General features: G+C 64.8%; 19 protein-coding genes. 1 reads left to right on the top strand and 18 read right to left on the bottom strand.

Annotation, left to right across the window (positions count from 1 at the left end; translation table 11 throughout):
• Positions 1-52: 52 nt before the first annotated feature.
• From BP26_RS0112125 to BP26_RS0112085, 9 genes are all read right to left on the bottom strand, one after another.
• Complete coding sequence (locus BP26_RS0112125) at positions 53-1543, bottom strand: M20 family metallopeptidase (protein WP_029920849.1); 1491 nt, start codon at positions 1541-1543, stop codon at positions 53-55.
• Positions 1544-1742: 199 nt separating this feature from the next.
• The gene (gene msrA / locus BP26_RS0112120) at positions 1743-2366 is read right to left on the bottom strand and encodes a peptide-methionine (S)-S-oxide reductase MsrA (protein ID WP_029920848.1); all 624 of its coding nucleotides are present in this window, start codon (positions 2364-2366) and stop codon (positions 1743-1745) included.
• A gap of 320 nt (positions 2367-2686) precedes the next feature.
• Complete coding sequence (locus BP26_RS0112115) at positions 2687-3415, bottom strand: type III pantothenate kinase (protein WP_029920847.1); 729 nt, start codon at positions 3413-3415, stop codon at positions 2687-2689.
• On the bottom strand, positions 3412-4479 hold the full coding sequence (locus BP26_RS0112110) for a bifunctional biotin--[acetyl-CoA-carboxylase] synthetase/biotin operon repressor (RefSeq protein ID WP_029920846.1): 1068 nt from the start codon (positions 4477-4479) through the stop codon (positions 3412-3414). The genes BP26_RS0112115 and BP26_RS0112110 overlap by 4 nt, the downstream gene beginning before the upstream one ends.
• A 198-nt stretch (positions 4480-4677) precedes the next feature.
• A complete protein-coding gene (gene plsY / locus BP26_RS0112105) occupies positions 4678-5376 on the bottom strand; it encodes a glycerol-3-phosphate 1-O-acyltransferase PlsY (RefSeq protein ID WP_084183032.1) in 699 nt (232 codons plus the stop codon).
• A gap of 338 nt (positions 5377-5714) precedes the next feature.
• Positions 5715-6002, bottom strand: coding sequence for a GIY-YIG nuclease family protein (locus BP26_RS0112100; protein WP_029920844.1), 288 nt, complete (start codon positions 6000-6002; stop codon positions 5715-5717).
• Between the two features lie 201 nt (positions 6003-6203).
• Positions 6204-7976, bottom strand: coding sequence for a M61 family metallopeptidase (locus BP26_RS0112095; RefSeq protein ID WP_029920843.1), 1773 nt, complete (start codon positions 7974-7976; stop codon positions 6204-6206).
• A gap of 89 nt (positions 7977-8065) precedes the next feature.
• Complete coding sequence (locus BP26_RS0112090; RefSeq protein WP_029920842.1) at positions 8066-8929, bottom strand: DUF4394 domain-containing protein; 864 nt, start codon at positions 8927-8929, stop codon at positions 8066-8068.
• 169 nt (positions 8930-9098) lie between these two features.
• Entirely contained in the window at positions 9099-10049 is a 951-nt protein-coding gene (locus BP26_RS0112085; RefSeq protein WP_029920841.1) for an ROK family protein, read from the bottom strand.
• Between the two features lie 593 nt (positions 10050-10642).
• Here BP26_RS0112085 and BP26_RS0112080 point away from each other — a divergent pair.
• Positions 10643-11266 (top strand): tyrosine-type recombinase/integrase, encoded by a 624-nt coding sequence (locus BP26_RS0112080; RefSeq protein WP_029920840.1) that lies wholly within the window; start codon positions 10643-10645, stop codon positions 11264-11266.
• Positions 11267-11545: 279 nt separating this feature from the next.
• Here the strand turns inward: BP26_RS0112080 and BP26_RS0112075 are convergent, their stop codons facing one another.
• From BP26_RS0112075 to BP26_RS0112035, 9 genes are all read right to left on the bottom strand, one after another.
• Positions 11546-13579: an acetoacetate--CoA ligase gene (locus BP26_RS0112075; RefSeq protein ID WP_084183031.1), complete on the bottom strand. Its 2034-nt coding sequence runs from the start codon at positions 13577-13579 to the stop codon at positions 11546-11548.
• Between the two features lie 473 nt (positions 13580-14052).
• Positions 14053-15054, bottom strand: a complete 1002-nt coding sequence (locus BP26_RS0112070) for a hypothetical protein (protein ID WP_029920838.1) — start codon at positions 15052-15054, stop codon at positions 14053-14055.
• On the bottom strand, positions 15051-15902 hold the full coding sequence (locus tag BP26_RS26670) for a hypothetical protein (protein WP_036516738.1): 852 nt from the start codon (positions 15900-15902) through the stop codon (positions 15051-15053). Before BP26_RS26670 ends, BP26_RS0112070 begins: the two co-directional genes overlap by 4 nt.
• Before the next feature lie 20 nt (positions 15903-15922).
• A complete protein-coding gene (locus tag BP26_RS0112060; RefSeq protein WP_029920836.1) occupies positions 15923-16753 on the bottom strand; it encodes a glucose 1-dehydrogenase in 831 nt (276 codons plus the stop codon).
• A 38-nt stretch (positions 16754-16791) separates the two neighbouring features.
• Positions 16792-18171 (bottom strand): DUF1329 domain-containing protein, encoded by a 1380-nt coding sequence (locus BP26_RS0112055; protein WP_029920835.1) that lies wholly within the window; start codon positions 18169-18171, stop codon positions 16792-16794.
• 84 nt (positions 18172-18255) lie between these two features.
• Entirely contained in the window at positions 18256-20304 is a 2049-nt protein-coding gene (locus tag BP26_RS0112050; protein ID WP_051748897.1) for a DUF1302 family protein, read from the bottom strand.
• A gap of 60 nt (positions 20305-20364) precedes the next feature.
• Positions 20365-21303: a WD40/YVTN/BNR-like repeat-containing protein gene (locus BP26_RS0112045; RefSeq protein ID WP_051748896.1), complete on the bottom strand. Its 939-nt coding sequence runs from the start codon at positions 21301-21303 to the stop codon at positions 20365-20367.
• 107 nt (positions 21304-21410) lie between these two features.
• The gene (locus tag BP26_RS0112040; RefSeq protein ID WP_029920832.1) at positions 21411-23843 is read right to left on the bottom strand and encodes an efflux RND transporter permease subunit; all 2433 of its coding nucleotides are present in this window, start codon (positions 23841-23843) and stop codon (positions 21411-21413) included.
• A 195-nt stretch (positions 23844-24038) separates the two neighbouring features.
• A complete protein-coding gene (locus tag BP26_RS0112035) occupies positions 24039-25415 on the bottom strand; it encodes a DUF1329 domain-containing protein (RefSeq protein ID WP_029920831.1) in 1377 nt (458 codons plus the stop codon).
• Positions 25416-25630: the final 215 nt, after the last annotated feature.

Genomic DNA, 25630 nt, shown 5'->3' with positions numbered 1-25630 from the left:
CCTGCCCCTCTCCCGTGAACGGGCGAGGGGAACACCTTCTGAACACTTTCTCTCAGCAGCAGCCGTGGTTGCCGTGCTGGGTGTGGCCTTCGGTGGCGGCTGCGCCGGTGGTGAGGCCCTGGGTGCTGGCCTGGTAGTGGTCGGCCATGACCCGGGCGACGCAGGCGGAGACGCGCTTGCCCATGGGGATGTGGAGGAATTCGTTGGGGCCGTGGGCGTTGGAGCCGGGGCCGAGGACGCCGGTAATCAGGAACTGGGCGCCGGGGAATTTCTCGCCGAGCATGCCCATGAAGGGGATGGTGCCGCCCTCGCCCATGTAGGCGGGGGGCTGGCCGAAGAATTCCTGCGAGGCGGCGGCCACGGAGGCTTCGAGCCAGGGGGAGAGCTGGGGGGCGTTCCAGCCGGCGGAGGCCTTCTCCACTTCGAAGGTGACGTGGGCGCCGTAGGGCGGGTCTTTTTCCAGCAGCTCTTGCAGGACCTTGCCGGCGATGGCGGCGTCCAGGGTGGGCGGGAGGCGCAGGGAGAGTTTGACGGCGGTGAAGGGGCGCAGGACGTTGCCGGCGCTGGTGAGCGGGGGCATGCCGTCGAGGCCGGTGACGGAGAGCGCGGGGCGCCAGGTGCGGTTGAGGACCAGTTCGGCGGGGTCTTCGTTCATGGGGCGCATGCCTGTCACGAAGGGGAATTTGTCGTAGACGGCGGTGCCGAGGGTTTTGACGGCCTGTTGCGCCTGCTCGATGCGCTGGGGCGGGATTTCCACATACAGGTCCTGCGGCAGGATGCAGCCGGTGGCCTGGTCTTCGAGGCGGGACAGGAGGGTGCGCAGGATGCGGAAGCTGGAGGCGACGACGCCGGAGGCGTCACCGGAGTGGACGCCTTCTTCCAGCACCTTGACGGTGAGGTTGCCGCCGGAGAGGCCGCGCAGGCTGGTGGTGAGCCAGAGCTGGTCGTAGTTGGCGCAGCCGGAATCGAGGCAGACGATGAGGGAGGGTTTGCCGATGCGGCCGGCGAGGTGGTCGACGTAGTACGGCAGGTCGTAGCTGCCGGACTCTTCGCAGGCTTCGATGAGCACCACGCAGCGGGCGTGGGGGGCGCCCTGCTTGTGCAGGGCGAGGATGGCGGCGAGGGAGCCGAAGATGGCGTAGCCATCGTCCGCGCCGCCGCGGCCGTAGAGCTTGTCGCCTTCGAGGACAGGCTTCCAGGGGCCGAGGTGCTCGGCCCAGCCGGTCATTTCGGGCTGCTTGTCGAGGTGACCGTAGAGGAGGACGCAGTCTTCACCGGAGGCGGTGCCGGTGGCGGGGATGTCGATGAAGATGAGGGGGGTGCGGCCGGGCAGGCGCACGACTTCGAGCTGCATGCCGGGGATGGGCTGGGCCCTGGCCCATTTCTCCATGAGGGAGACGGCCTGGTCCATGTAGCCGTGCTTTTCCCAGTCGGCATCGAACATCGGGGATTTGTTGGGGATTTTGATGTATTCGATGAGCTGGGGGACGATCTGGGTGTCCCACAGGGTGCCGACGTAGCTGAGGGTTTCGGGGGAGTTCATGGGGGACTCGGGAAAGGGGGATGAGACAGCTTAAACGGTTCGGGGTGGGGATTGCCGGCTGTTTGTGCAATACGGATTTGTGGGGGATAAAAGCGGGATTGTGGGGAGGGTGGCGCGGGTTCATCCCTCGATACGAATCGCTGCGCGATTCACTCGGGACGAACGGAGGGGGGCGGCTGGTTGGGGGAAAGGCGGCGGCCTAGTGGCCGCCGGATTTGTCGCCGTACAGCTCCTTCAGGCGCTGGTCGCGGCCGCAGCCGTGGCGGTAGATCTGGTAGCGGACTTCGTTCTTGATGTAGAAGTCCTGATGCGCTTCTTCGGCCGGGTAGAAGGTGGAGGCGGGGACGATCTGGGTGACGATGGGGCCTTTGACCACGCCGCTGGCTTGCAGGGCGTCGCGCGAGGCGATGGCGAGTTTCTGCTGCTCCTCACCGTGGTAGAAGACGGCGGTGCGGTACTGGTCGCCCACGTCGCAGAACTGGCTTTGCGGGGTGGTGGGGTCGATGTTGTGCCAGAAGACGTCGAGCAGTTTGGCGTAGCCGACCTTGGTCGGATCGAAGACGACCTGCACGGATTCGGCGTGGCCGGTCTTGCCGGAGGAGACCTCTTCATAGCTGGGATTCGCCACATGGCCACCGGTGTAGCCGGAGGTGACGGAGATGACGCCAGGCAGGTTCTTGAAGGGCGGGACCATGCACCAGAAGCAGCCGCCGGCGAAGGTGGCGGTTTCGGTCTTCGCCTCGGCTTTGGCGGGGGTGACGTCGGCGTGGGCTGCCTGTAGCGGCAGGACGAGGGCGAAGAGGGCGGCGATCAGGGGGCGCATGGGGGATGCCTGGTTGGGAGGGTTCGGGGTTTAGACGCTTGAGGGGCGGGTTTATTCCATTCGCCTGTGTGGCATGGCCTCTCCCGGCTCTGAGGGCCGCCCTCTCCCGCGGGCGGGAGAGGGAAAAGCATTCGTACTTCTTCGGCATTTGTAGGGCGGCCTGTGGCCGCCGGCTTGGGGCGTTGCGTGCGGGGCGATGGCGGCCACAGGCCGCCCTACTGTTGGGGGCGTCGCGGGTTGATGGTATGCAGCCAGATCCTTCGCTTCGCTCAGAGCCTGGCCCCCGAGGTCATAGTCGGGGGATGACAGCAAGAACTTTCCTACTTTGCGTCGCGGGCGTAGGCGAGCAGGCCTTGCATGACGAGGTTGGGACGGATGGACCAGCCGCTCTCCAGGTGGGGCGCCAGGCGCGCGGCGTCGCCGCCGGTGATGAGGCGCGGAGCGCGCGCCGCGTAGCGTCCGGCGAGGCGCTCGACCATGCCGGCGGCGGCGTGGAGGGCGCCCTGGCGGACGCAGGCGTCGGTATCCGTGCCCAAGCCGTCGGAATAGGTCTGGGCGGGGCCGGTTGAGGGGAAGCGGGTGGCGCCGAGTACGGCCTGCTGCATGGTGAGGAGGCCGGGAGCGATGACGCCGCCGAGGTGTTGGCCCTGGGCGTTGACGGCGTCGAAGGTGAGGGCGGTGCCGGCGCTGACGGTGCAGGCGGCGTTGCGGGTTTCGGTCCAGGCGGCGAGCAGGGCGAGCCAGCGGTCGATGCCGAGGCGTTGGGGCTCCGCATAGGCGACGCGCAGGCCGGAGTATTCGGCCTGGACCGTGGCGAATCTTGGCGCGGTGCCGAAGCGCAGTTTGAGGACGGCGGCGAGTTTGTCGCCGAGGGTGGCGCCGGTGACGTTGGCGATCCAGATGGCGTCTGCTTTGGTGAGACCGATGGCGGAGACCGCCGCCGCCGGGTTGCCGCCGTGCTCGATGGCGCCGCCCTCGCCCAGCCCGCTTTCATCCGCCGCGGTCCACTTGAGGCGGCTGTTGCCGACGTCGAGCAGGAGCAGGCTCATGGAGCGGGGCCGAAACGCAGGCTGACTTCGCCGGCGTGGACGTGGTGGCGGCGGCCCTGGGCTTCGACGATCAATGCGCCTTGCGCATCGACGCCGCGGCCGATGCCTTGCAGGGGTTCGCCGCCGCCTTCGATGCGGACTTGCTGGTTGGCGGTGGCGTCGAGCGTGGACCAGTCGTGGAGGAAGGGGGTGAAGCCGGCGGTTTCGAATTCGGTGATGGCGGTGATGAGTTCGGCTAGCAAGCCGGCGGCTAAAGCATTGCGTTCGGGCGCAGCGCTGGCTTCTCGATACGAATCGCTGCGCGATTCACTCGAAGCGAACGGGGGGTTTTTGGAATTCGAAGTAGAAGCGAGCGCGGCCTGCACGGAGGTCCAGGGCTGGCCCAGGGCGCCGGCCTGCTCGGGGCTCATGGAGACGTTGATGCCGATGCCGATGACGACGCGGCAGGCGCCGCCGGCTTCGCCGCGCTGCTCGATGAGGATGCCGCCGAGCTTGTCATTGCCGATGCGCAGGTCGTTGGGCCACTTGAGCATGACCTGATCGAGGCCGGCCTTGCGCAGGGCGCGGGCGCAGGCGACGCCGACGGCGAGGGAGAGGGCGCTGAGTTGAGGGGGCCAGGTGGGGAAGCTCCAGGCGAGCGACAGATAAAGATTGGCGCCGAAGGGGGAGCGCCACTCGCGGCCGCGGCGGCCACGGCCGGCGGTTTGCAGTTCGGCGAAGAGGGCTTGGGGGTCTTGGGCGGAGTCTGCTTCGAGCAGGCGCTGGTTGGTGGAGTCGGTGCGGGTGAGCACTTCGACGTGGCGCAGCTTTGCGCTGGTCTGCGCAGGCAGGAGGGTGCGGATGTTTGCGGCGTCCAGTCTCTGCAAGGGCTGGGCGAGGCGGTAGCCCCTGCCCGCTTCGGCTTCTACTTGCAGGCCCCACTCGCGCAGGTGGGTGACGCGCTTGGCGAGGGCGGCACGGGTGACGCCGGCTTCGGCGGCCAGGGCTTCGCCGGACTGCCACTCGCCGGGGGCGAGTGCGTCGATCAGGCGCAGCAATTCGTCTTCGCTTAGCGGGCGAGCCATGGAGCCTCTCTGGAGGTCGTTTGCGCACGCGGCCGAAGGCGCCGGCGGTACAGTGCAAGGAAGGAGGAGCGCAGTTTGGTAATCCAAACAAGCGACGAGTGACGCCGCAATGTGCCGCCGGCGCCCGGCCCCGAAGGGTTGCGAATCCAAGGCCCCATCTGCTGCGTTGCTCGTTCCTTGCAATGAGTCATTGCCACGTCACTCGCGCCTTGCACCTGGGGCCTTGGACTTCGCAACGCGTCGCGCGAACGACCTCCAGAGAGGCTCCAGGATCATGGCTTTGTCGAAACGATGCTCGGTGCCTTTGAGCAGGCGGGCGATGTTTTCGCGGTGCTTGAAGACGACCAGAAAAAGCATGGCCAGGGCGAAGAGGCCGGCGTCGGACTGGACGCCGCCGTGGAATACCGCGACGTACGCGAAGAAGGCCGCGGCGCCGCCGATGGAGGCGATGGCGACGTAGCCGGTGAGGATGACGGCGAGGACGAAGACCAGCAGCATCCAGGGCAGCGCGGCGGGCAGCAGGGCGGCGAAGACGCCGGCAAGCGTGGCGACGCCCTTGCCGCCGCGGAATTTCTGGAAGACGGGATAGCAGTGGCCGAGGGCGACAGCCATGCCGCAGAGGTAGCCGACGCTTTGCTGCGGCAGGATGGCGGCTTCCGCACCGGGCCAGTGGATGGCGGGGATGGCGAGCGCGGCGAGGACGCCCTTGCCGATGTCGATGAGGAGGACGCCGAGGGCGAAGCTCTTGCCGCGGGTGCGCAGGGCGTTGGTGGCGCCGACGTTGCCGGAGCCGGTGTCGCGCAGGTCGGCGCCGCCGCGCAGGAGGCGCATGATGTCGCCGCCCATGAGGGTGCCGAGGAAGTAGGCGGCGATTACCTTGATGAGGAGTTCGGTCATGGGGGATGACTATAAACCGGGGCTGGGGTTGGTGCTGGTATTGGGCGTGTCGTCTGAGGTTCAAAGAACGCGGCTTGAGAGGGTGATGCGTCCGTTCATCCCTCGATACGCGTTGCTTCGCGACGCACTCGGGACGAACGGTGGGGAGGGTGGCGCTTGCCACCTGCCCTGCCTCCGGACCAGAGCGGGAGGCGGTGCCGGTGCTGGGTTGGGCTGCGGAGTGTGAGGAGGTTCAAAGAACGCGGCCTGGGAGGTTACTGCGCCCGTTCATCCCTCGATACGCGTTGCTTCGCGACGCACTCGGGACGAACGGGGGAGAGCGTGGCTATTGATTCGGGCTAATCAAACTGCTTTTTTGCTGCAAGCTGTAGCCCAGACCAATCACCGCGTATCAGCGCTTCCTTCTTCGCCCGGCTCCATGACTTGATCTGCAATTCGGCGGTCAAGGCTTCTTCCCGGGTGCTGAATGCCTGCGAGAACACCAATTGGACCGGACGGCGGTTGTTGGACGTGAATCCGGGAATCTCGCCGTGCTGGTGCTGGTTGATGCGCTGCTCGAGGTTGTCGGTATGCCCGGTGTAGTAAGCACCGTCGTTGCAGCGCAGGATGTAGGTCCAGAAGGCCATTGCTTGAGGGTTTGCGCTCGTTCATCCCTCGATACGCGCTGCTTCGCGGCGCACTCGGGACGAACGGTGGAGGGGGTGTCGTTCGGGGAGATTCAATGCTTCTGCCTTCTGCCTTCTACCCTCTACCTTCAGCCTTCTGGTTTCTGGCATTCGGTCACTCCCCCCACTCTCTCCTCTCATGCTGAATATCCGGACAGTGGCTCAGCCCAGCCACTTGCGACGCCTTTCCAGGTTTTCCCCTTCCACTTCGGCCAGGGTCAGCACCCAGGTGTCCAGCGGCGGGGCTACCGGGGTCAGGCTGGTTTGCAGGAGTTCGTCGCCGTGGAAGTAGTGGACGGTGGTTTCCCAGCCCATGGGCAGGTGGTCGAGGAGTTTGTTCCAGTTGGCGTTGGTGACGCGCAGGCCGTCGAGGGCGACGAGGACGTCGCCGGCGGCGAGGCCGGCGCGCTCCGCGGGGGAGCCGTTGAGGACGTGGGAGATGCCGGTATCGGCGCCGCGCAGTTGCAGGCCGGCCCAGGCGGTGGCGGGTTTGGCTTCGCCGCGGCCGCCTTCGTCGGTGGGGCCGGAGGCAGCGCGCAGAACTGCCTTGATGCCGAATTCGGCGAGGAGCTCGGCCAGGGGCAGTTCGGCGGTGGAGCGGAGCATGCTGTCGAACAGGGGGCGCAGGTCGAGGCCGGAGAGTTCGGCGGCGATGTGTTCTAAGCCGCTTTCGGGAACGGGTTTATCGTCGCGGCCGTAGCGGGCCCACAGGGTGCGCATGACTTCGTCCAGGGTGGTGCTGGATTTGAGGCGCAGGGTGAGGTCGAGGCAGAGGGCGACGAGGGCGCCTTTGACGTAGTAGTTGACGTTGGCGTTGGGGGTGTTTTCGTCGGGCTGGTAGTACTTGATCCAGGCTTCGAAGCTGGAGTCGGCCAGGGTCTGCACCAGGCGGCCGGGGGTGCGCTGGAGGCGGGTGGCGGTTTCGGCGAGGAGGTCCAGATAGGCCGGCGCGTCGAGCAGGCCGGCGCGCAGGAGCATGTAGTCGTCGTAGTAGGAGGTGATGCCTTCGTAGGCCCACAGGTCCTGGGAGTAGCCTTCGGCGGCGAGCCTGGATTCGGCGAAGCGCTGGGGGGTGATGCGCTTGACGTTCCACAGGTGGAAGTATTCGTGGCTGACCAGGCCGAGGAAGCCGCGGTAGCCTTTGCGCAGGCCGGTCTGGCCGGGCCTGGGCAGGGCGTCGCGGGCGCAGACGAGGGCGGTGGAGGCGCGGTGCTCGAGGCCGCCGTAGCCGTTGGCGGTGACCTGGGTGAGGAACAGGTACCGGCGCAGCTTGGGCTCCTGCCCGAACAGTTCGCGCTGGACGTGGCAGACGCGGCGCAGGTCGGCGGCGAGGCGCACGGCGTCTGGCTCGCAGCGGCCGGAGAGGATGAGGCTGTGAGGGACGCCATCGACGTCGAACTCGATGCGCTGGAAGTCGGCCATTTCGACCGGGTGGTCGATCAGTTCTTCGTAGCCGGCGGCGAGGTAGGTGCCGAAGCCGGTGTCGTCGATGGCCACTTCGCTCATGGCGGTGGCGAGTTTCCAGCCGGGGCAGAGGGCGGCATCGGGCTTCGCCACGGTGATTTCGAAGGCGGACTGTTCGTGGCCTTGCGGGCAGTAGAAGAGGGAGCTGCCGTTGAAGAAGCCGCGGTGGGTGTCGAGCCAGGCCTTGCGCACGGAGCTGTCGTAGGCGTGGACCTGGTAGTCGAGGGTGATGGCGCCGTGGCCGGTGACGCGGAAGCTGCGCTTGTCGATGCGCTGGATGGCCGCGGGGGCGCCGTTGACGGTGGCCGTGAGGCGCAGCACATGCTTGGCGAAGTCGCGGACGAGGTAGCTGCCGCGGATCCACGAGGGGAGGCTGAAGACCTGGCCCTCGGCGGCGTCCGCCAGTTCGCAGCGGACGGTGTAGAGGTGGCTGAGGGGATCGAGGGAAACGGCGTAACGGACGGGACTCACGGCAGCCCTGGTGATGGGGGATGCCTCATTCTACCCACAGAGCGGGCCGGAACCGCGGGCCTGCGCCGCCGGAGCGGCGCTGACGGGTGCTAGCGGGAGATGACCAGGGAGGTGATGGTCGGTTCCTGGGAGTTGTTGTCGCCGCCGACCTGGCCCAGGCTGGTGAGCGCGCCGGTATCCAGGTCCACGGTGTAGAGCGTGGCCGGGCCGCCGCTCTGCAGCACGGCGTAGGCGTCGCCGTTATCGGGGGAGATGGCGAAGCCGGTGTTGGTGCTCAGGGACGAGTTGAGCGTGCCGATGGTGCGCAGGTCGCCGCCGTTGGCGGAGCCGGCGTTGCTGGTGTTCTTGTCGCCGATCCGCACCAGGCTGGTGGTGGCGATGTCGAGGGCGTAGAGAGTGGTCTGGCCGGCGCCGACGACGGGGTTGGTGTAGGCGATGCCGCCGAGCTGGGGGGTCTTCTTGTCGTTGACGTCCTGGCTGTCGTAGACGACCTGGCTGCCGTTGTTGTCGATCAGGCCGCTGGTGATGTTGACCAGCAGGTTGTACTGGGTGCTGATGACGCGCACGTCGCCGCTGACCGGGTCGAAGCTCATCAGCGGGTTGATCAGGCGCACGGTGTTGTTGCGGTTGCCGAGCTGCTGGGTGAACGGCAGGCCGCTGGTGGTGTTGACGATGGTGGCGGTGCCGCCGACGGGATCGAGGGTGCAGAGGAAGCCGTCGTTGGTGATGCACCACAGCACGCCGGTCGACGGCTGGTAGCTGATCTGCACCACGCTCTGGCCGGTGGAGAGGCCGGTGATGGGGACGGTGCTGTTGACGGTGCCGGGCTTGTTGGTTTTGAACTGAACGATGGAGCCGGAGCTGGTCAGGGCGTAGGCGGTGAAATCCTTCTGGCAGCCGGCCATGGCCAGGGTGGCGGCGAGCAGTAAGGCGATGCGTGCGGACTTCAGCATAAGGTTCCTTGGCGCCGGCGTGGGCCTGGCAAGACCCGGCTTGCGCCGGCGGGTTCAGCCTGTGAGCGATTGTGCCGCGATTCGGGGGTGGCGTCCAAGGCTGCACCGATTTTTACATTGCCGCGGTCCCGTCCCGGGGCCTGTGTTGCAGCGGCTTTTCAGGGGGTTTTCAGGGCGGTTTCGGCGGTGTGACGGGGGGCAGCCGGGCGGCGCCCAGGACGCCGCTGCTGTCGCCATGCAGGGCCGGCCGCAGGATGGTGGCGACGCGGTCGGAAAAGACCCAGGGCGCCCACAGGGCCGGTACCTGCCGGTAGAGCCGCTGCACCCGGGAGACGCCGCCGCCGAGGACGATGACTTCGGGATCGACGAGGTTGATGACGTGGGCCAGGGCGCGGGCCAGGCGGTCTTCGTAGCGGGCCAGGGTGGCGGCGGCCTGGGTTTCGCCGGATTCGGCGCGACTGACGATGGTTTCGGCGGACAGCTTTTCGCCGGTGGTACGGGCGTGGTCGGCGGCGAGACCGGGACCGGAGAGCCAGGTTTCGATGCAGCCGTGGAGGCCGTGCCAGCACAGCGGGCCCGGCGATTCGCCCCACTCCGGACGCGGCCACGGCAGGGGGTTGTGGCCCCACTCGCCGGCGATGGCGTTGGGGCCGGCCAGCAGGCCGCCCTGCACCACCAGGCCGCCGCCGACGCCGGTGCCGAGGATGACGGCGAAGGCGCTGCGGGCGCCGGCGGCGGCGCCGTCGAAGGCTTCGGACAGGGCTAGGCAGTCGGCGTCGTTGGCCATGCGCACGGTGCGGCCGAGGGCGTGCTCCAGATCCTGCCGGAGCGGCTGGTCGTTGAGGCAGGTGGAGTTGGCGTTCTTGATGCGGCCACTGGCCGGGGAGATGGCGCCGGGGTGGCCGATGCCGACGGGCAGACCACTCTTGCCGGCGGCCTGTTCCAGATCGCGTACCAACCCGGCCACGGCGGCGATGGTGGCCTGGTATTGCATGGCCGGCGTGGCGATGCGCAGGCGCTGCACGACTTCGGCTTCGCCGCGCAGGACGATGCCTTCGATCTTGGTGCCGCCAAGATCAATTCCTATCCGTAATGCATCCAAGCTATTGTTTTTAATCATTTCACTGCATCAAGCCATACACTCGTAGCTACACAGATTCGAACTGCACTCGCCATGTCATTGGCACTCAAGGTGCTTCGACTCGCCTCAGATCAATATTAAAGAGGATCTGCGCCGGCAATGCCGGCATCTTCGCGATCAGCCGTTTTGCTTTCATCGACCTCGTTCCTGCGCCTAAATTGGGACGCTCAGGCATCTTCTGGAACGAGCACGCTGCGGCGTGTCAGGTTGGACCAGGCCAGAACCCACACCGCTCCTTCAAGAGCCCGCGAGTTGCACGCGATTGCTCATGCCAACTTGTCCAGACCAATCGATCTTTGGCATGCCAAAATCGATTGGGCCTGATGCTTGTTCGAAGCCGGGCTCGCAAAAAGACTTTCGGTCACTGCGGCCGCCTGGGCCTTTGCGGTGAACAAGGCGGCGATCTGAGCTTGAGTCCTGGACGGCCGCGCCAAGTGCGCCGCCCCTTCGACGTCCGCTATTTGCGGCGGAATGTCATTCTTACGTCTGGACCCGCCACAAATTCCTCGAATCTCGGCCGCTTGCGTGCAGCGAGCAGACTGACTCCCCATCCCGGCGACAAGGAGTCAGCCATGAATGGAATCACCTCCTCTCCCGTTCGAGAGCCTTGGAATAAGGGCAAACTGGTCGGACAGAAGCGTCCGTTGAAGCAGAAGGATGTCTGGACCATCAGGGCGCACTTGAATCTCGCCGATCGCTGCAGGGACCTTGCGATGTTTAATTTGGCTCTCGACAGCAAGTTGAGAGCCTGCGATCTGATCGCGCTCTACGTCCGAGATATTGCTCACGGCACCGAAGTACTGAGCCGCGCCACAATTTTGCAGAGGAAAACGCAGCGCCCTGCGGTGTTTGAGATCATGCCGACCACCAGGCGTGCCTTAGCTCAGTGGATTTCGGATGCCAGCCTCCTCCCCGTGGACCACCTGTTCCCAGGACGCGGTGGACCATCGACGCACCTGTCGACCCGGCAATACGCCCGAATCGTGGACGATTGGTGCCACCAGATCGGGTTAGATGTTACGGCGTACGGCACACACTCAATGAGGCGCACCAAGGTGAGCATGATCTACGAGCGAACCAAGAATATCCGCGCTGTCCAGTTGCTACTCGGTCACCGGAAGCTTGAGAACACCGTTCGCTACCTCGGCGTTGAGCTTCAGGACGCGCTGACGCTATCCGAAGAAACGGAGATCTGAGCCTGACCTTCTAAGGGCGGCGCCGTGGGCGCCGCCCGCTTCGATGTCCGCTGTGGTCGACAGCATGTCGCAACCGCGACCGCACCCGCCACATAGCTGCCGTCCAGTCTGGACCGACAACCAGCCGCTCATAAGAACTCGCTCATAGAGTGGCGGCCCAATTTGAGTGACCCACAATCAAGCGCTTTAATTTTTCCAAAAGAATTCCGGAAATCCTCACAACATGTTTTCACACAGCCTCGCCACTTTGCGGAACTGGGAGCCAGGCACCCCGCCGTTTCATCGCCACTTGAATGTAATGAAAAATTCCAAAGCATCTGGCCGCTTCATCGCCTCACGGCTGGCCGCCTTATCCACTGGCCAGCCCATCAGGATACGGCGTACCGGAACCTCCATCTTCTTGCCGCTGAGCGTGTAAGGAATATCCGGCACCTGGATGATGCGGTCTGGCACATGCCGGGGACTGCACTCGCGGCGGAGTTTATCTTGGATACGGGTGCACAGCGCCTGATCCAGTACTGCACCATCGCGGATCTGAACAAACAGCGGCATGAAGAAGCCGCCGTCCGATAGTTCGCAGCAGACGATCAGGGAGTCCGCCACCTCCTCAATCTTCTCGACGGCCCGATAGATTTCCGCGGTGCCGATGCGCACACCATAGCGATTGAGGGTGGAGTCGGAGCGGCCGTGGATATGGCAACCACCGTTCTCGTTGAAGCGGATGAAGTCGCCGTGACGCCAAACACCCGGCCAGACGTCGAAGTAGGTTTCGAGATAACGCCTGTCATCCGCATCGTTCCAAAAGCGTAGCGGCATTGAGGGGCTCGGCTTGCGCACCACCAGCTCGCCAACGTCACCCCTCAGGTCGCAGCCGGCCTCGTCCCAGGCGTGCACGTCCATACCAAGCGCGCGGCCCTGGATCTCGCCTGCGTGAACCGGCAATATCGGCGCGCCACCGACCAGTGCGCTGCACAGCTCAGTGCCGCCGGAGATCGAATTCACCCATAGATCGCGCTTGACTCTGGCATAAAGCCAGGCGTAGGTTTCTGACGTCGCCGGCGAGCCGCTCAGCACGATCGAATCCAACTGCACCAAGTCGCAGCACTCGCCTGGGATGAAGCCGCTGTCCTGCAAAATCTTGACGTAGGTCGGGCTAACACCGAAGGAGGTGGTTCCGGTGCGTTCCGCTAGCTGCCACAACAGCTCTGGCCCGGGGTACATCGGATCGCCGTCATAGAGCACGGCGGCAGCCCCGGCTAGCAGCGCCGACAGAAGGATGTTCCACATCACCCAACCGGTAGTGCTGTGGAAAAACATCACCGAGCCGCGCTGCAACCCGAGCTGCAGCTGGGTCAGCTTCAACAGCTCTACCAAGATGCCGACATGGCTGTGCACAATGGCCTTGGGTAACCCTGTAGTACCGGAAGAGAACAGCACCCACAGTGGATGGTCATGCGCCACGCGCTCATAGCGAAACGCGGCGCGCGGCACTTCTGGCCCGGCCAGCATGTTGTGCCAGGAAAGTGCTCCGGCGATTGGGCAGCCGGCGCCCGCATCGACGAAGGGTAGCCACACCACATGCTCGAGAGTCGGCAGATCACCGACGATGCGCGCCGCCTCAACTCCGCGCAGAAAGGTCTTGCCGTGATAGACATATCCATCGGCGACGAAGATCAGCCGCGGCCCGATCTGGCGGAAGCGCTCCAGTACAGCGCCGGCGCCGAACTCCGGCGCTGCCGAAGACCAGATCGCACCGATCGCGGTGGTGGCGAGCATCGCCACCGCGGTCTCCGGCGCGTTGGGCATGTAGGAGACGACGCGGTCGCCGGGTGCCAAGCCCATAGCGCGCAGCCGCGTCGCGAGGATGCGTACCTGGCGGCCCAGCTCGCCCCAGCTGAGCTTGCCGTAGGAGCGTCCCTCGGAGATGTAGTGCAGCGCGGTTTCCTCTGCCAGCTCCGCCTCATGGCGCAGCACGTGCTCGGCATAGTTGACGCGCGCGCCGGTAAACCAGCGTGCTCCGGGCATGACACGGCGTTCCAGCACCGACTCGTACGGCGTGTCGGAGAGTACGCCGAAGTATTCCCAAATCGAAGCCCAGAAGTCCTCGACACGGTCCGCCGACCAGCGCCATAGCTCGTGGTAATCGGTGAATGGCCGACCCCGCAGCCGCAGCCATTGTAAATAGCGGGTGATCGGCGCCGACACCACGCGCTCCGGCCCCGGCACCCACAGCAGGTCCCCATCGGCTACCACCGGATCACCCAGCGACGGCCCCGCGGTCCCGCCCGACGTTTTACTGAACTTCTGCACCATCTTGGTTCCCGGTTTAAAGGTCCGGCCGTAGCGGCGTCATGTCACGCCTCGACGTTGCTTCGGCCCGGACCGCGGTGTGTACCACCATCGGCATTCGGCTTCTGAAAAAAAGAGCCGGCCTGGTCACAAACCGGCTTCAAAAACACGCGCCCCCTACTGAGGGAGGGTGGAACAGGAGCGCATGCGGAGCGAAATCTCCCGGCCGATGCCCCGAAGCAAATGCCAACTGACATGGATCGGCCGGGACGTGCCACAGCCGCTACGATCAGGGAGGCACAGCGGTCCGCCCTGCGAACCCGGACCCCGCCCTGCTGTAAGTGCATTGTTGTCCTCCCGAAGCTGGCGCGCGGAGTACCGCGCCGCGGTGATCCTTGTCGTAGGCGAAGCCGCGGATGCGGCGGCGTGGTGGCAGTATCCGATTGCCTGCGCGGACGCCACAATCCGGAACTTGCCGCTACTACAGGGGGATTTCCCTAAGACGGCGGAATTGGCAGGAACGACCATTTCATCGTGACTTTGCCCGACCCGCTGAACAGGCCGCCCACCGTGGCGTTGCCGTCCAAGGGGGCCTTTAGCGAGAGCTCGCCGGTAGCGCTGCCCGATTCGTCGGCCTGCCGCAGGATCTGCGAAGCCCACTCCAGCGCTTCGCCAAGCGGCGCCAAGTCTTCCTCGCGCTGCTGCGGGGAGCCGTGCAGGGTACGCAGCGAGATGCCATGCGCGGAAGGCAGGTAGACGTTGTCGAGGTAGAGACGATGGTCCTGAGTGTCCACCACAGCTGTGTAGCGTCGGCACAGCGATTTCCGGTCCGCGGTGTCGCCGCTGGATTGGCCGCGGCGCTCCAGGGTGAAAGGCACCAGCTTCCTGCCGGCGCGGTCGAAGGCGATCTGCCCTTCGACCCGCGTCTCCAACGCCGCCTTCATACGGTTGGGGCAGCCGTCGTAACCGAAGAAGAACAGGTAGCGTCCGGCCCGGTCGAGCAACGCGGCACCGGCGGCGCTGCCTGCCGGCTCGCCATCCGCGGAGGGGGCAGTGGCGAACACCGCCGAGTAGCGCTGCACCACCGCGGACATGCAATCGGGATCGCCCCTGCAGTTGTACATGTCGAGCTGGGCCTGCTGCGATACCTGTTGGCGCTCGGCGTCGGTTCTGGGGATCCGCAACTGGCCGCCACCGGCCTGCTTGGCTTCTTCCAGACCCTTGCGTCGCATGTATTCCTGCTTGATTGCCAGGCGCTGGTCGAAATTCAGATCGAGCAAGTTGGCACCCTGCAGCTTGCCGTCGGAGCGCAGCCGAGTTTCGATGCTGTATTGCTGGCTGGTACTGCCCTTCGACGATTGCTGGCCGTTGTGCCAGTCCTGCTGGCCTTCTACGCTCAGCTCGATCTGCAATTGCCACTCGAGTTCTGCCGCGGAGGCGGCGCAGGCCAGGAACAAGCCGGCGGCTGCCAGGCCGGCGTTGCGCAGCGCACGCTTCAATCGGCACCGCCGCGCAGCACGGCAAGCCGCGCCAGCACCTGCTCGGGCACCGCGTTCGTCGGCACTACCGCGAAAAGGAAGCCACCGGCGGGCACTTGCGGCGGCGCGGCGCCGGACCAGAACTCCCCATCCAGTGCCACCCCTAATGTGCAACCGGACAGCGGCTGCGGTGCGATGATGAAATCGAGGTCCCGCGCCGGGCCGGCGAAGCCGGAAGCGTCGGGCAGTTGCAGGCCCAGATCCCAGCGGTAGTGGCCGGCGATGTTGAGAACCGGCCGGTACCAGGAGATCTCGGCGGCGGAGGCGGGCTCGGCGCCAAGCGCCTCCTGCAGCAGCACGGCGTCCAGGCCGCTCTCGCCGAAACTCCGCAGGAACTCAGCGACGTAGACAGCAGCGGTGTCGATCTCCTCCGCCCCGGCACTGAGCACGGCCCCGGCGCCATGGGCGGCGCTGTAGGCCTCGGCCAGCCAGCGCCGCGGCGAGGGGAGCGCCAGAACCAGGGGCCGGCCTGGCAGGCCGGCGCGCAGGGCTCGGATCAGCTCGTCGAGCCTGGCGCGAAGGCCGGGATCGGCCAGCAAGGTGCGCAACGGCACCACCGGGCGCGGCTTGGACGCCATCGCCTGGCGCAGTTCCGGCTGCGCTTCGATCCAGGCTGCGGCCACCGCCGCGGCCGGCAGCACCGTCAACTCCGCCCGCAGCAAACCTGCGGCCTTGCGCCGCAGCGCCACCAGGCCGGCAACGTCGAGCCAGTCGATCCGGCCACCGCCAAGCAGGCGCTCGACGTAGCTCAGGTCGTCGAGCCAGACCAGGGGGTGCAACAGATTGATCTTGTCGAGCAGTGCGCCCACGATTTCATCTCCCCAGGTGATTACATCGCGTAATAGCCGCCGTCCACATGCAATTCTGCGCCAGTGACGTAGCGTGCGGCGTCGGAAGCCAGATAGACCACCGCCGCCGCAATGTCCTGCGGCCGGCCCAGCTCCCCCATCGGCACTTGGTTGAGGAAAGCCTCCTTCGATGCCTGCACCGATTCGGCCAGCTTCAGGTCGACGAAACCCTGCAGGAAGCGCGCGGCCATCTGCGTATCGATCAGCCCGGGGTGGATCGAGTTGCAGCGGATAGCAGTGCGCAGCTGGGCGCATTCCACTGCAACCGACTTGGTCAGTAGCCGCACCGCGCCCTTCGAGGCTGTGTAAGCACTCAAGGCGGGGATGCCGCCGAGGCCGGCAATGGACGAGATGTTGATGATCGAACCGCCCTTGCCGGCGATTCCACCGGGGCGCATCGCCCGCACTGCGTGCTTGCAACCCAGCAACACCCCGGAGATGTTGATGTCGAGCACCTTCTGCAGATCCTCGAAGCACAGATCGGCGATCAGGCTCTGCTTCTCGATTCCAGCATTGTTGACTAGGATGTCGAGCCCACCGAATTTTGCCACGACGGCGGCCACCGCCATCTCCCATTGCACCTCGTCAGCAACATCCTGCCGCATGAACTCCGCGCGCAGCCCGCGGCCGCGCAGGTCTTTCGCCAGAGCGTGGCCCTCGTCCGCCAGGATGTCCGTCAACATCACTGAGGCGCCGGCTGAAGCCAGGGCACGCACGATCTCCTCGCCGATGCCACGGCTACCGCCGCTGACAAGAGCGACCTTGCGATCAAGCGCAAACAAGTTCCTGTAATCAATAACGGCGTGAGACATGATTTTTTCCTTCTTCTTGTGAGCTGCGCCGGGTCAGGCTAGGCGCTGCCCAGGCGCATTAGGGCACTGGTGGTCAGATATTGCTCATACAGCCCGGGATCGTTGGCCCGGGTGCTGTGCCCGCCGCTGATGCCGCGCACCTGCTGCAGGCGAGTCATGCGCCCAGTCTGGCTGTCGAAGCAGTGGACGTGGCCCCAGGACCAGTAAGGATGGGCCCCATCCATGAAGGATTTGCCATCGCGCTCGTACAACGCATAGGCGCCGTCGAAGGAGCGGTAGGGCTCGCCGCGCCGATCGTAGGAGACCATGGCAATGGGCAAGCCGGTGCGTGCGTCGAACCAGACGCGTTTCTTGGATACCGGCGCACGCGGGAATTTCACTGGTTCAGCATCAACCACGATTGTCTCCGGCACCAGTTCCACCTCGGTATCCCAGAAGGTGTTGCCCTTGGGGCCACCATGGGTCTTGTGCTCCCAGTTGGGGTGCTCCGGGTTCCAGCCACCGGAGACGCCGGAGAGCATCGGACCACGGCTAACGATGCGATAGTTGCCCCAGGTGTAGAGCGGGTCGCCGGCGGCCCAGGCATCGGACAGGTACAAGGTCGATCCCGGGATCAGCGGCTCGAAGCGCTGGTCGGTGGGAAACTGGCGGATGCGCTTGAACGCCGGCACGTAGCCGTACAGCTCGGGAAAGGTGCTCTGGTCATAGTCCCAGACGTTGAGAAAGGAGGTGCCCTTGACGTTCTCCGGTACCTGGAAGAACACCGACTGGAAGCGCAGCTTGTTTTCCTTGCCCGGCCAGTACGGGCGCGGCTCCATGCGTACCCGCGCCACCGGCGACAGCTCGGTCCAGCCCAGTTCGTAGTGGAACAGCACCTCTCCTTCCGGCGACACGTCTTCCTCCTTGATCGCGTAGAAGGAGGCATCGTGCCGGCCCCAGCTCAGGGTCAGCCCTGCGAATAGCTCCACCGCATTGGACGCTGCGGGAAAGGGATTGCCGCCGATCCAGGGCTTGCCATCGGCGGTGACGACATTGCCGCGGGCGTCGAAACGGGCCAGCCCCTTGTTGCGCAGCGTCGCCTCAATGTACTCCCAGGGACTGAGCCGCATGATGTCGGTGGTGGTGCTGACCAGCTTGAGCTTGCGCCCTAGCTTGGCCACCTGCAGGTACTTGATCGGCTCCAGCAAGTCCTTAACCAGCTCGACGTTGCCGGCGTCGATCATGTCGCCAGGCTTGAGCTTGCCCTTGCTGTACTCCTCGATTGACAGCAACTCGTCCGGGTAGGCCTTGGCCACACTGCCACTGTCGGCGATTGCCTGCCACAGCGGCATCAGCACGCCTGTCGCGGCGGCGCCCCGCCCCACCTGCGCCAGGAAAGCACGGCGGCTGTAGCCGCGGTCGTAACGGCGGATGCGCATGCGTACCGGCCTAGGTCGCTGCTGCCACCGGTCCAGACGGATCGGTGGCAGACCTGCGGAACTTGCGGATGTCGGCGCCGATCATCAGAACTGGTAGGTCAGGCGCAGGCTGAACTCATCGGCGAAATCCAGCGTTGACAGCGCATTGCGATTGGGGTTGCCCAGGTGGCCATTGATATAGGTATAGAAGCCCTCCACCGTAATGTCGCCGCGCGGCTTCCAACGCAGGCCCGGCTGGGCCAGAACGCCGCCGCGCGGGTCGGCCAGAATCGCAGCGTAGGCCTCGTAAATCGAGGCTGGGAATGGCTGGATGCCGGCCAGCACGAAGTAGTTCGCGCCGCCGGCCACGCCCGGCGCGGCTGTGGTGTCGGTGCCGCCATAGCCCTGAAGCGAGCGGCCGAACAAGTCGCTCTTGGTCTTGTGCAGGGCCTGGAACACCATATAGGTCGCCGGAAAGGCCTCGGAGAAACGCTGGTATTTCTCCGCCACCAGGCCAACCGTCCACTCATGTTGGCGCAGCGGGTTTTGCCCGAGGTCTATCGGTGTGTAGGTGCGGTTCGGCGTGTAGCTCGCTTCCAGGTGCACCAGGATCTGGTCGAAGATCGAGCCCGGCTCGGCCTCGGTGACATAACCGAAGTTCAGGCCAATGTCGTCCTCCCGGAAATAGTCGCGTGCGATATGGCCACGCAGGCTATCGCCGGCCGCAGTGAAAAACGTATCCAGTTCGTTGTGCGCCGCCGAGTAGGTGGTCACCGGATCGGCCAGCAGGAGGCCGGTGGCCGGCTCGAAATCGTTGATCAGCGAGTTCAGAGCCCCAATGCCGTTGAGGCGCACCTGCGCGGCATAATGGAACCACTCATCGGCAGAGTAGACACCGCCCGGTGCCACTTCCACTGGCGTCTGCGCCAACCTGGAGCCGGAGTTGGTCAGCGCCGCGAGAGCCAAGGTGTTCTCCACCACACCCAGGGTGTTGACGCCGCCGGTGGAACTGACGATGGGGAAATCCTTGTTCACGTTGGATTTGGTCCAGCGGAAGATACCGTCGGGGTTGTAGCGGCGCACGTACATCAGGCCGGCGCTGTACTGGCCAAAGTCGGCGGTCAGGCGCATGCCGTAGTTGATCTTGTTCTCGTAGTTGCCCTCGAAATAGCGGTCGTGCACCGTGAACTGCGAGGGAATGACGTTGTACGGCGTATTGGGATTGGGGTACATCGTCGGCTGGAACTTCTCGGCGAAGGTATCGACCAGGATCGAGTCGGTGATCTGGTAGCCGATGCGTATCGCCGGCGCCGGCACGCGCGAGTCGGAATATTCCTCCGTAGCCTTGCCCAGCACCAAGTGGCGGCGCAGATCCAGGCCGTCCGGCGTGTCGAAAATGCGGAAGAAGATCATCTGGCCCCAGGCGATCTGCTGGTTGCCGACGCGGATGTTGAGGGGGCCGTTGGTGTAGTTGAGGATCGCTACCGGGAAATACAACAGGTAGTTCGGGCCGGCGATTTCCAGCGGGTTGGGATGCTTGTCGCCGTCCACTCGGTACTGGAAGTAGTTCGGCGCGCCGCCGTACAGGGCCGGGTCGCCGCCGGTGATGCCCCCCTCGTTGGTGCCGGTGAGCGAGGCCCCGTTGAAGTCGCTGTAGTGGCCCGGCTCGACCAGAGCGCGCGCGCGGAAGATGAAGTTGAGGTTGGAGTTGATCTTGATGCCCGCCTCGAGTTCTCCGCGCACCGTGTGGTAGTTGAACATGTTGTTGGACGGTGCCAGTGGCCGCACCACGTCGGTGGCCAGTAGCGGATTGGGAACGACGAAGGCGGTGAGCGGGATACCCGGCGTTGGCACCCCCGGCACTCGGTGCACACTGACGCCGTTGTACGGGTCACCACGCTCGTTGTTGGGGTTCTCATAGCCGGTGGAGAAGGCCGTCTCGAGGCGCAGAAAGCCGCCGAAGCTGATGTCGAAGTCCTTGAACAGGCCACCGAAGCCGCCACCGCCGGAATCGCCCCCTACAGGCGGTGTGCTGCTGGCGTCAACGCTTGAGGCATCCTGGGCCGCCGCGGGCGGCGCCCAGACGGCGAGCGCACCTGCTGCCAGTAGGCCGGCACAGAGCCGCGCGATTTTTCTTAAAAGCACCTTGTTCATCTGCATTCTCCCCTCTCGATTCGCACTGTCTACTTGTGGCCGCGTGAGGTTTTCAGCTCCTCAGTTGCCAACGCGGATGATCTGGCCGGAATGCCCCACCGCAAACGCCTCCTGCTGCTGCGGGGCGGGCGCTATACCCTGGTACCACGATGTACTGGCCTCGCCGTGCGCGATGTCGTGCCAGCTGCGGCCGTCGTCGCGGCTCTCGAGCAAGTCGCGCATGGCGGTGACGACGACACGCCCGCCGCCAATCGCGCGCACACCGAGCAAGATGGCGCTGCTGCCGCTGTCCACCTGCGCCCAGGTGGCACCGCCGTCGCTGCTGCGCAAGATGGTTCCGTTCTGCCCCACGGCAAAGCCCACGGCCGAGTCATGCAGGTCCAGCGCGAATAGCGAGGCGTCGCCTTTATGCAGCTGCTTCCAACTGATGCCACCGTCGCTGCTGCGCAGGATCAGGCCAAACTCACCGGCCACGGTGATGACGCCGGCTTGGTCCACCGCGGCGCCGTAGAGATGCGGCTGCTCGCCGGTGGCGGTGATGGTCTTCCAATCAGGCGAAATGGAACTCCAGGTGCGGCCGCCGTCCTCGGATTTGATGGCGGTGCCGAAGCCGCCCACCGCGACAGCGCGGCCTGCATCATTGACGCCGATGCCGAACAGGCGTGCATCGGTGCCGCTGTCGGCCTTGATCCAGTTGCCGCGCTGATCCATTACCAGTACCGTGCCGACCTGGCCGACAGCGACGGCATGCCCATTGGCTATGGCCACGCCCAATAGGGCCAGCGACGTAGGCACGCCAGTGGCGGCCTTCCAACTCTGCCCTGCGTCGCCACTCTCCAAGATCATGCCGCTTGCGCCCACGGCGATCATGGCATCGCCGTGGGCGGCGATGCCGTACATCGCCTCGTGTATCGTGCCGCTTACCACCGGTAGCAGCGGCGGCGCGAGCTCGGCTGCGGCGCCAGCGGAGAGCAGACCGAGGCACAGCGCCAGCAGCATTGGCCGCGATGGGCGCCGGCGGGTCGGCGCTGGCGTCGGCGGGCGGCCCGGCGGACGCGTTGGCTCGGAAGGAGGCGTAGGCATAAGCATGTTCCGATAGGAGTGCGTCACAATGCGTCCGCCAACTCAGGCTCGGAAGCGGTGAAGGCGGACAGGTCCACACCTTCCCCCACCAGCAGGTCCTTGCGGCCAACGAAGGAGGGCTTGAACAGGAAAACCAGCAGCGGCAGTACCACCAATGCCAGCACCATGTTGATCAGCATGGTCAACACCAGCAGCAGGCCCATGTCGGCCATGAATTTGAGCGCGGACAGGAAGTACCAAGGCAAGATGCCGATGAACATGATGGTGGCGGTGAACAGGATCGCCTTGCCGGTGGTAGTGAGTGAGGCGGTGAGGGTCCTGCCCCAGTCGCGATCCTGGCCGTGGTATTCCTCACAGATGCGTGACAGCAGGTAGATGCCATAGTCGATGCCCACGCCCACACCGATGGCAGCAACCATCAGCGAGTTGATGTCCAGGCCGATGTGCATCAGGTGCATCGAGGCCTGGATGATGAAGTTGGCCAGGTTCACCGGGATCAGCAGGATGAACCCGGCGACAAAGGACCGGTAGGCGAAGCTGCAGCCAAGCAGGATCACCAGGTTGAGCAGGCCGATGATGACCCAGTGATACTCGTGCACGACATTGTTCATGGCCTGCTGCAGAGCGATGGTGCCGGTGCCAAGACGGATGCGGAAATTCTTGTGGTCGATCTGTACCTGCTCCACGGCGCGGCGGGCATTGGCCAGCGCGGCGTCGACCGTGTCTTGCTTGTTGTCCTTGAACCACAGAGAGACGGTGCCGTTGACCTGCTCGAAGTCGACTACGTTGGAGAAGGCTTTGGCACTGCTACCGAGCATGATTGCCTGCGCCGCAGCGTTGACGCCGGTGTCGGTGGGGTCCAGGGGCATCCAGCGCGGATCTCCCCCGGAAAACAGGCGGTTGCCCTCCATCAGGTAGTCGGCAAAGGACAGGGTGGCGCGGGGCGGCGCCGGCGAGTGTTCGATCAGGCTCTGCAGCTTCTGCATGGTCAGCACCGTGTCGGCCTGGTGCATGACGCGGTCGCCGTCTCCAGATCCCTTGCCTTCGAAGACGATCTCCAGGGTGTTGACCCCGGGGAAATGACGGTTGATCTGCCGAACCGCGGTGTTGAACTCGGACTTGTCCCACAGCAGGTTGCTGCCTTCCACCGGGTTACCGATCTTGATCTGTAGCGCACTGTAGACGGCGAAGGCGCCGGCTAATACCACCACTGCGGCGGTGATGCGCGCCGGTTTGCCGTAGCTGAGTCGGGCGACGCTGCGCAGCACCGCCTTGATGATGCGATGCACGCCGCTGTCTCCGCCGCGGCCGATCAGCTTGTCGACATTCCTGGGTGCCGGCAGGAAGGCCAGCAACAGCGAGATCAGGATCACGCCGGTGGGAATCAGCCAGATCGCCCAGAAGCCGCAGAACAGGGCGAAGCGCTCCATCGCCGGGATCGGCGCGATGGCGATGAGGAAGATGCCGACGATATCGGTGAAGATGCCCAGCACCGACGGCGCCATCATCACGCCCATGGTGATCTCCGCCGCCTTCACCCGATCTTTCACGTGCGAGTAGATCTCGTAGTAGCGTTCGGTGAACTGCACGCAATGCGAGAAGGAGCGCGCCACCAGCAGCAGCGGCACCACCATCAGCAGCGGCTCGATCGGCGACTTGAGCCAGCCGACGAAGCCGAAGCCCCAGATCGCCGCCACCAGGCTGGTGACGATGGGCGTGACGATGCCGACCACGTTGCGCATGTAGAACGCCAAGGACAAGACCAAGGCGCCCAGAGTTACTGCGAAGATGGTGAACATCTGTGACTCGTACTCGTAGACCCAACCCGTCAGCGCGGGCTGGCCGGCCAGGTAGACGTCGTGGTGCGCGTCGCTGTACTTCTGCACCAGGGCATGCACGTACTTGAAAGCCTCGCCGTAGTCCAGGTGCTGCTCAATGAACGTTGCATTGATCAGGGTAGCCGTGGCATCGCCGGAGATCAGGAATACGCGTGCATTCGGCGACTTGTCCACACGCGCGCGGAAATCCGCGATCTCCTCCAGTGTGGATGGAGCGTGGTCCTCCATCAGTGGCTTAACATCCACGCCGAAGGGCGTGGCCTCGGCATAGCGCGCCTTCTCGGTGGCGATGGACAGGATCTGGTCGTGATCCACGCCCGGCGCCAGATCGATGTCGCGGGTAATCTGCCAAACCTTGCTCAAGGTCTCGGCGTTGTAGATGTCACCGTCTTTGCGTTTGACCATCAGCGTGACGGTAAGCGGATTGCCGAAGTTCGGATGATCCTTGAACACCTGCACAAACGGATCGTCCTTCGGCAGCAGGTCGGAGAAAATGGTCTTGAGCTCGACGTTACGCAGGCCGCCAGCGAAACCGAGCGTAGTCAGCGCGAACACCGCCGCCACCACCCTGCGGTGGTGCATGGTCCAGCTGGCGATGCGGTAGCGAAATGAAAGCATGAAATCCTCGGGAACCAGGCGTCAGGTCGTCGATGGCCAGCCTGCCTCGGGCCCAAAAGCCACCCTCTTGCGCCGGCCCTCGCCGGTGGGGCTCTTCGTGCTCAAGCTGCAAGGCAGGGCCGTGCGTAACGGTCCGCCGCAGCGGACCGGAGATGATCCGGGCGCGGCGGCAACCTGCCGCACCCGGACCTTCCATCAGGCAGCGCCGAGGCGCTGCATCGCCTGCACCGTGAAGAACTTATTGACTACATCGCCATCCATGTTGAACGTGGTCTGGTAGCCGCCCTTCACCTCGCGTACGTGAGCGAGGATGCTCATGCGGTTGGACTGGATGTCGTGCACCAGCACGTGCGTCCAGGACCAAGCCGGGTGGCCGGAGGTGTCCTTGAATACGGCATTGCCGTCGACGAACTGACCGGAGCCGGTTTCGAACGACTTCCACACCTCGCCGCGGCGGTCGTATGTGATGCTCGACACGTACATGTTGTTGCGCACGTCGATCCATACCCGCTTCTTGCTCACCGGCGCGCGGGGATAGCCCACCGGCTCGGCCTCGACCACGATGCACTCCGGAATCAACTCCATGTAAGTGTCGAGGAAGGTTTTGCCCTTGCCGCCACCATGCCGCGGCCGCTCCCAGTTCGGCAAACTGCCCTTCCAGTTTTGGCTGATGGCCCCGAGCATCGGCTGGCGGCCGATGGTCTTGAAATTGCCCCAGGTCAGCAGTGGATCGCCGGAAGACCAGGCATCGGAGAGGAAAAACGTGATGCCCGGCACTAGCGGCTCGAAGCGCTGGTTGGTGGGGAACTGACGCACGCGCTTGAATGCCGGCAGGTAGCCGTACAACTCCGGGAACTTGCGCTGGTCGTAGTACCACTGCGACAGGAACGAGGTGCCGGCCGTGTCCTGCGGGGAGGTGAACCAAACCGATTGAAGGCGCAGCATATCCTTCATGCCGTTGAACACCTGACCGTCGGCGCGTGCGGTGGTGTTCAGTTCGGCCCAGACGAAATCATAGTGGTAGGCCTCGTCGCCGCTGGGCTGGATATCCCAGTCGCGAATGGCGTAGAGCGAATAGTCGTGACGCCCCCAGCTCAGGGTGATGTTGAATAGCGCCTCCTTGCCGTCCTTGGGATCGGGGAACGGCGTGCCACCGCGCCAAGGCCCACCGTCCTCGTAGACCACGTTGCCGGTCGCGTCGAACTTGGACTTGCCCTTGTTCTTCAGCGTGGCCTCGAGAAAATCGTGATTGAACATCTTGGTGATATCCGTGGTTGGCGGCACGATGATGATCCGTCGCCCCATGGTCTTCACTTGCTGATAGGCGATCGGATCGAGCAGATCTTTGACGACGTCGACGTTGTCGGCGGTGATCGCGTCACCAGGCTTGACCTTGCCCTTGGTATAGGCTTCGATCGATACCAGTTCGTCGGGATAGGCCTTGGCCAAGTTGTCGCCTCTGGCAATCAAGGGCCACAGCGGCGTCAGCACGCCTGTGGCGAAGACTCCCTTGGCAGCTTTCTCCATGAGCGCTCGGCGGCCGTAGTTGAAATCGTACTTTTTGATGCGCATGTGTCCTCCAGTACCAGCACCTGTTCCAGGTTTATGTAATTCAGCCAGCGGGGCAGTGTGCGGATTCGCACCTTGCGGCTGCGCCGCTACAGGTGTCTTTTCTCGCCCTCACAGCGTCGCTTGAAGTATCGGCGCACCGCCGGAAGGGTCAATTAGGAAGATGTCGACTGAGGTCGTTCGGCTTCGCCATGGACACTGCGGAATTTGGAACCTGT

The sequence above is a fragment of the Nevskia soli DSM 19509 genome, from assembly GCF_000711955.1.
Taxonomy (GTDB): domain Bacteria; phylum Pseudomonadota; class Gammaproteobacteria; order Nevskiales; family Nevskiaceae; genus Nevskia; species Nevskia soli.
Note: the sequence above shows the minus strand (reverse complement) of the source record. Positions and strands in the feature narration are given on the sequence as shown.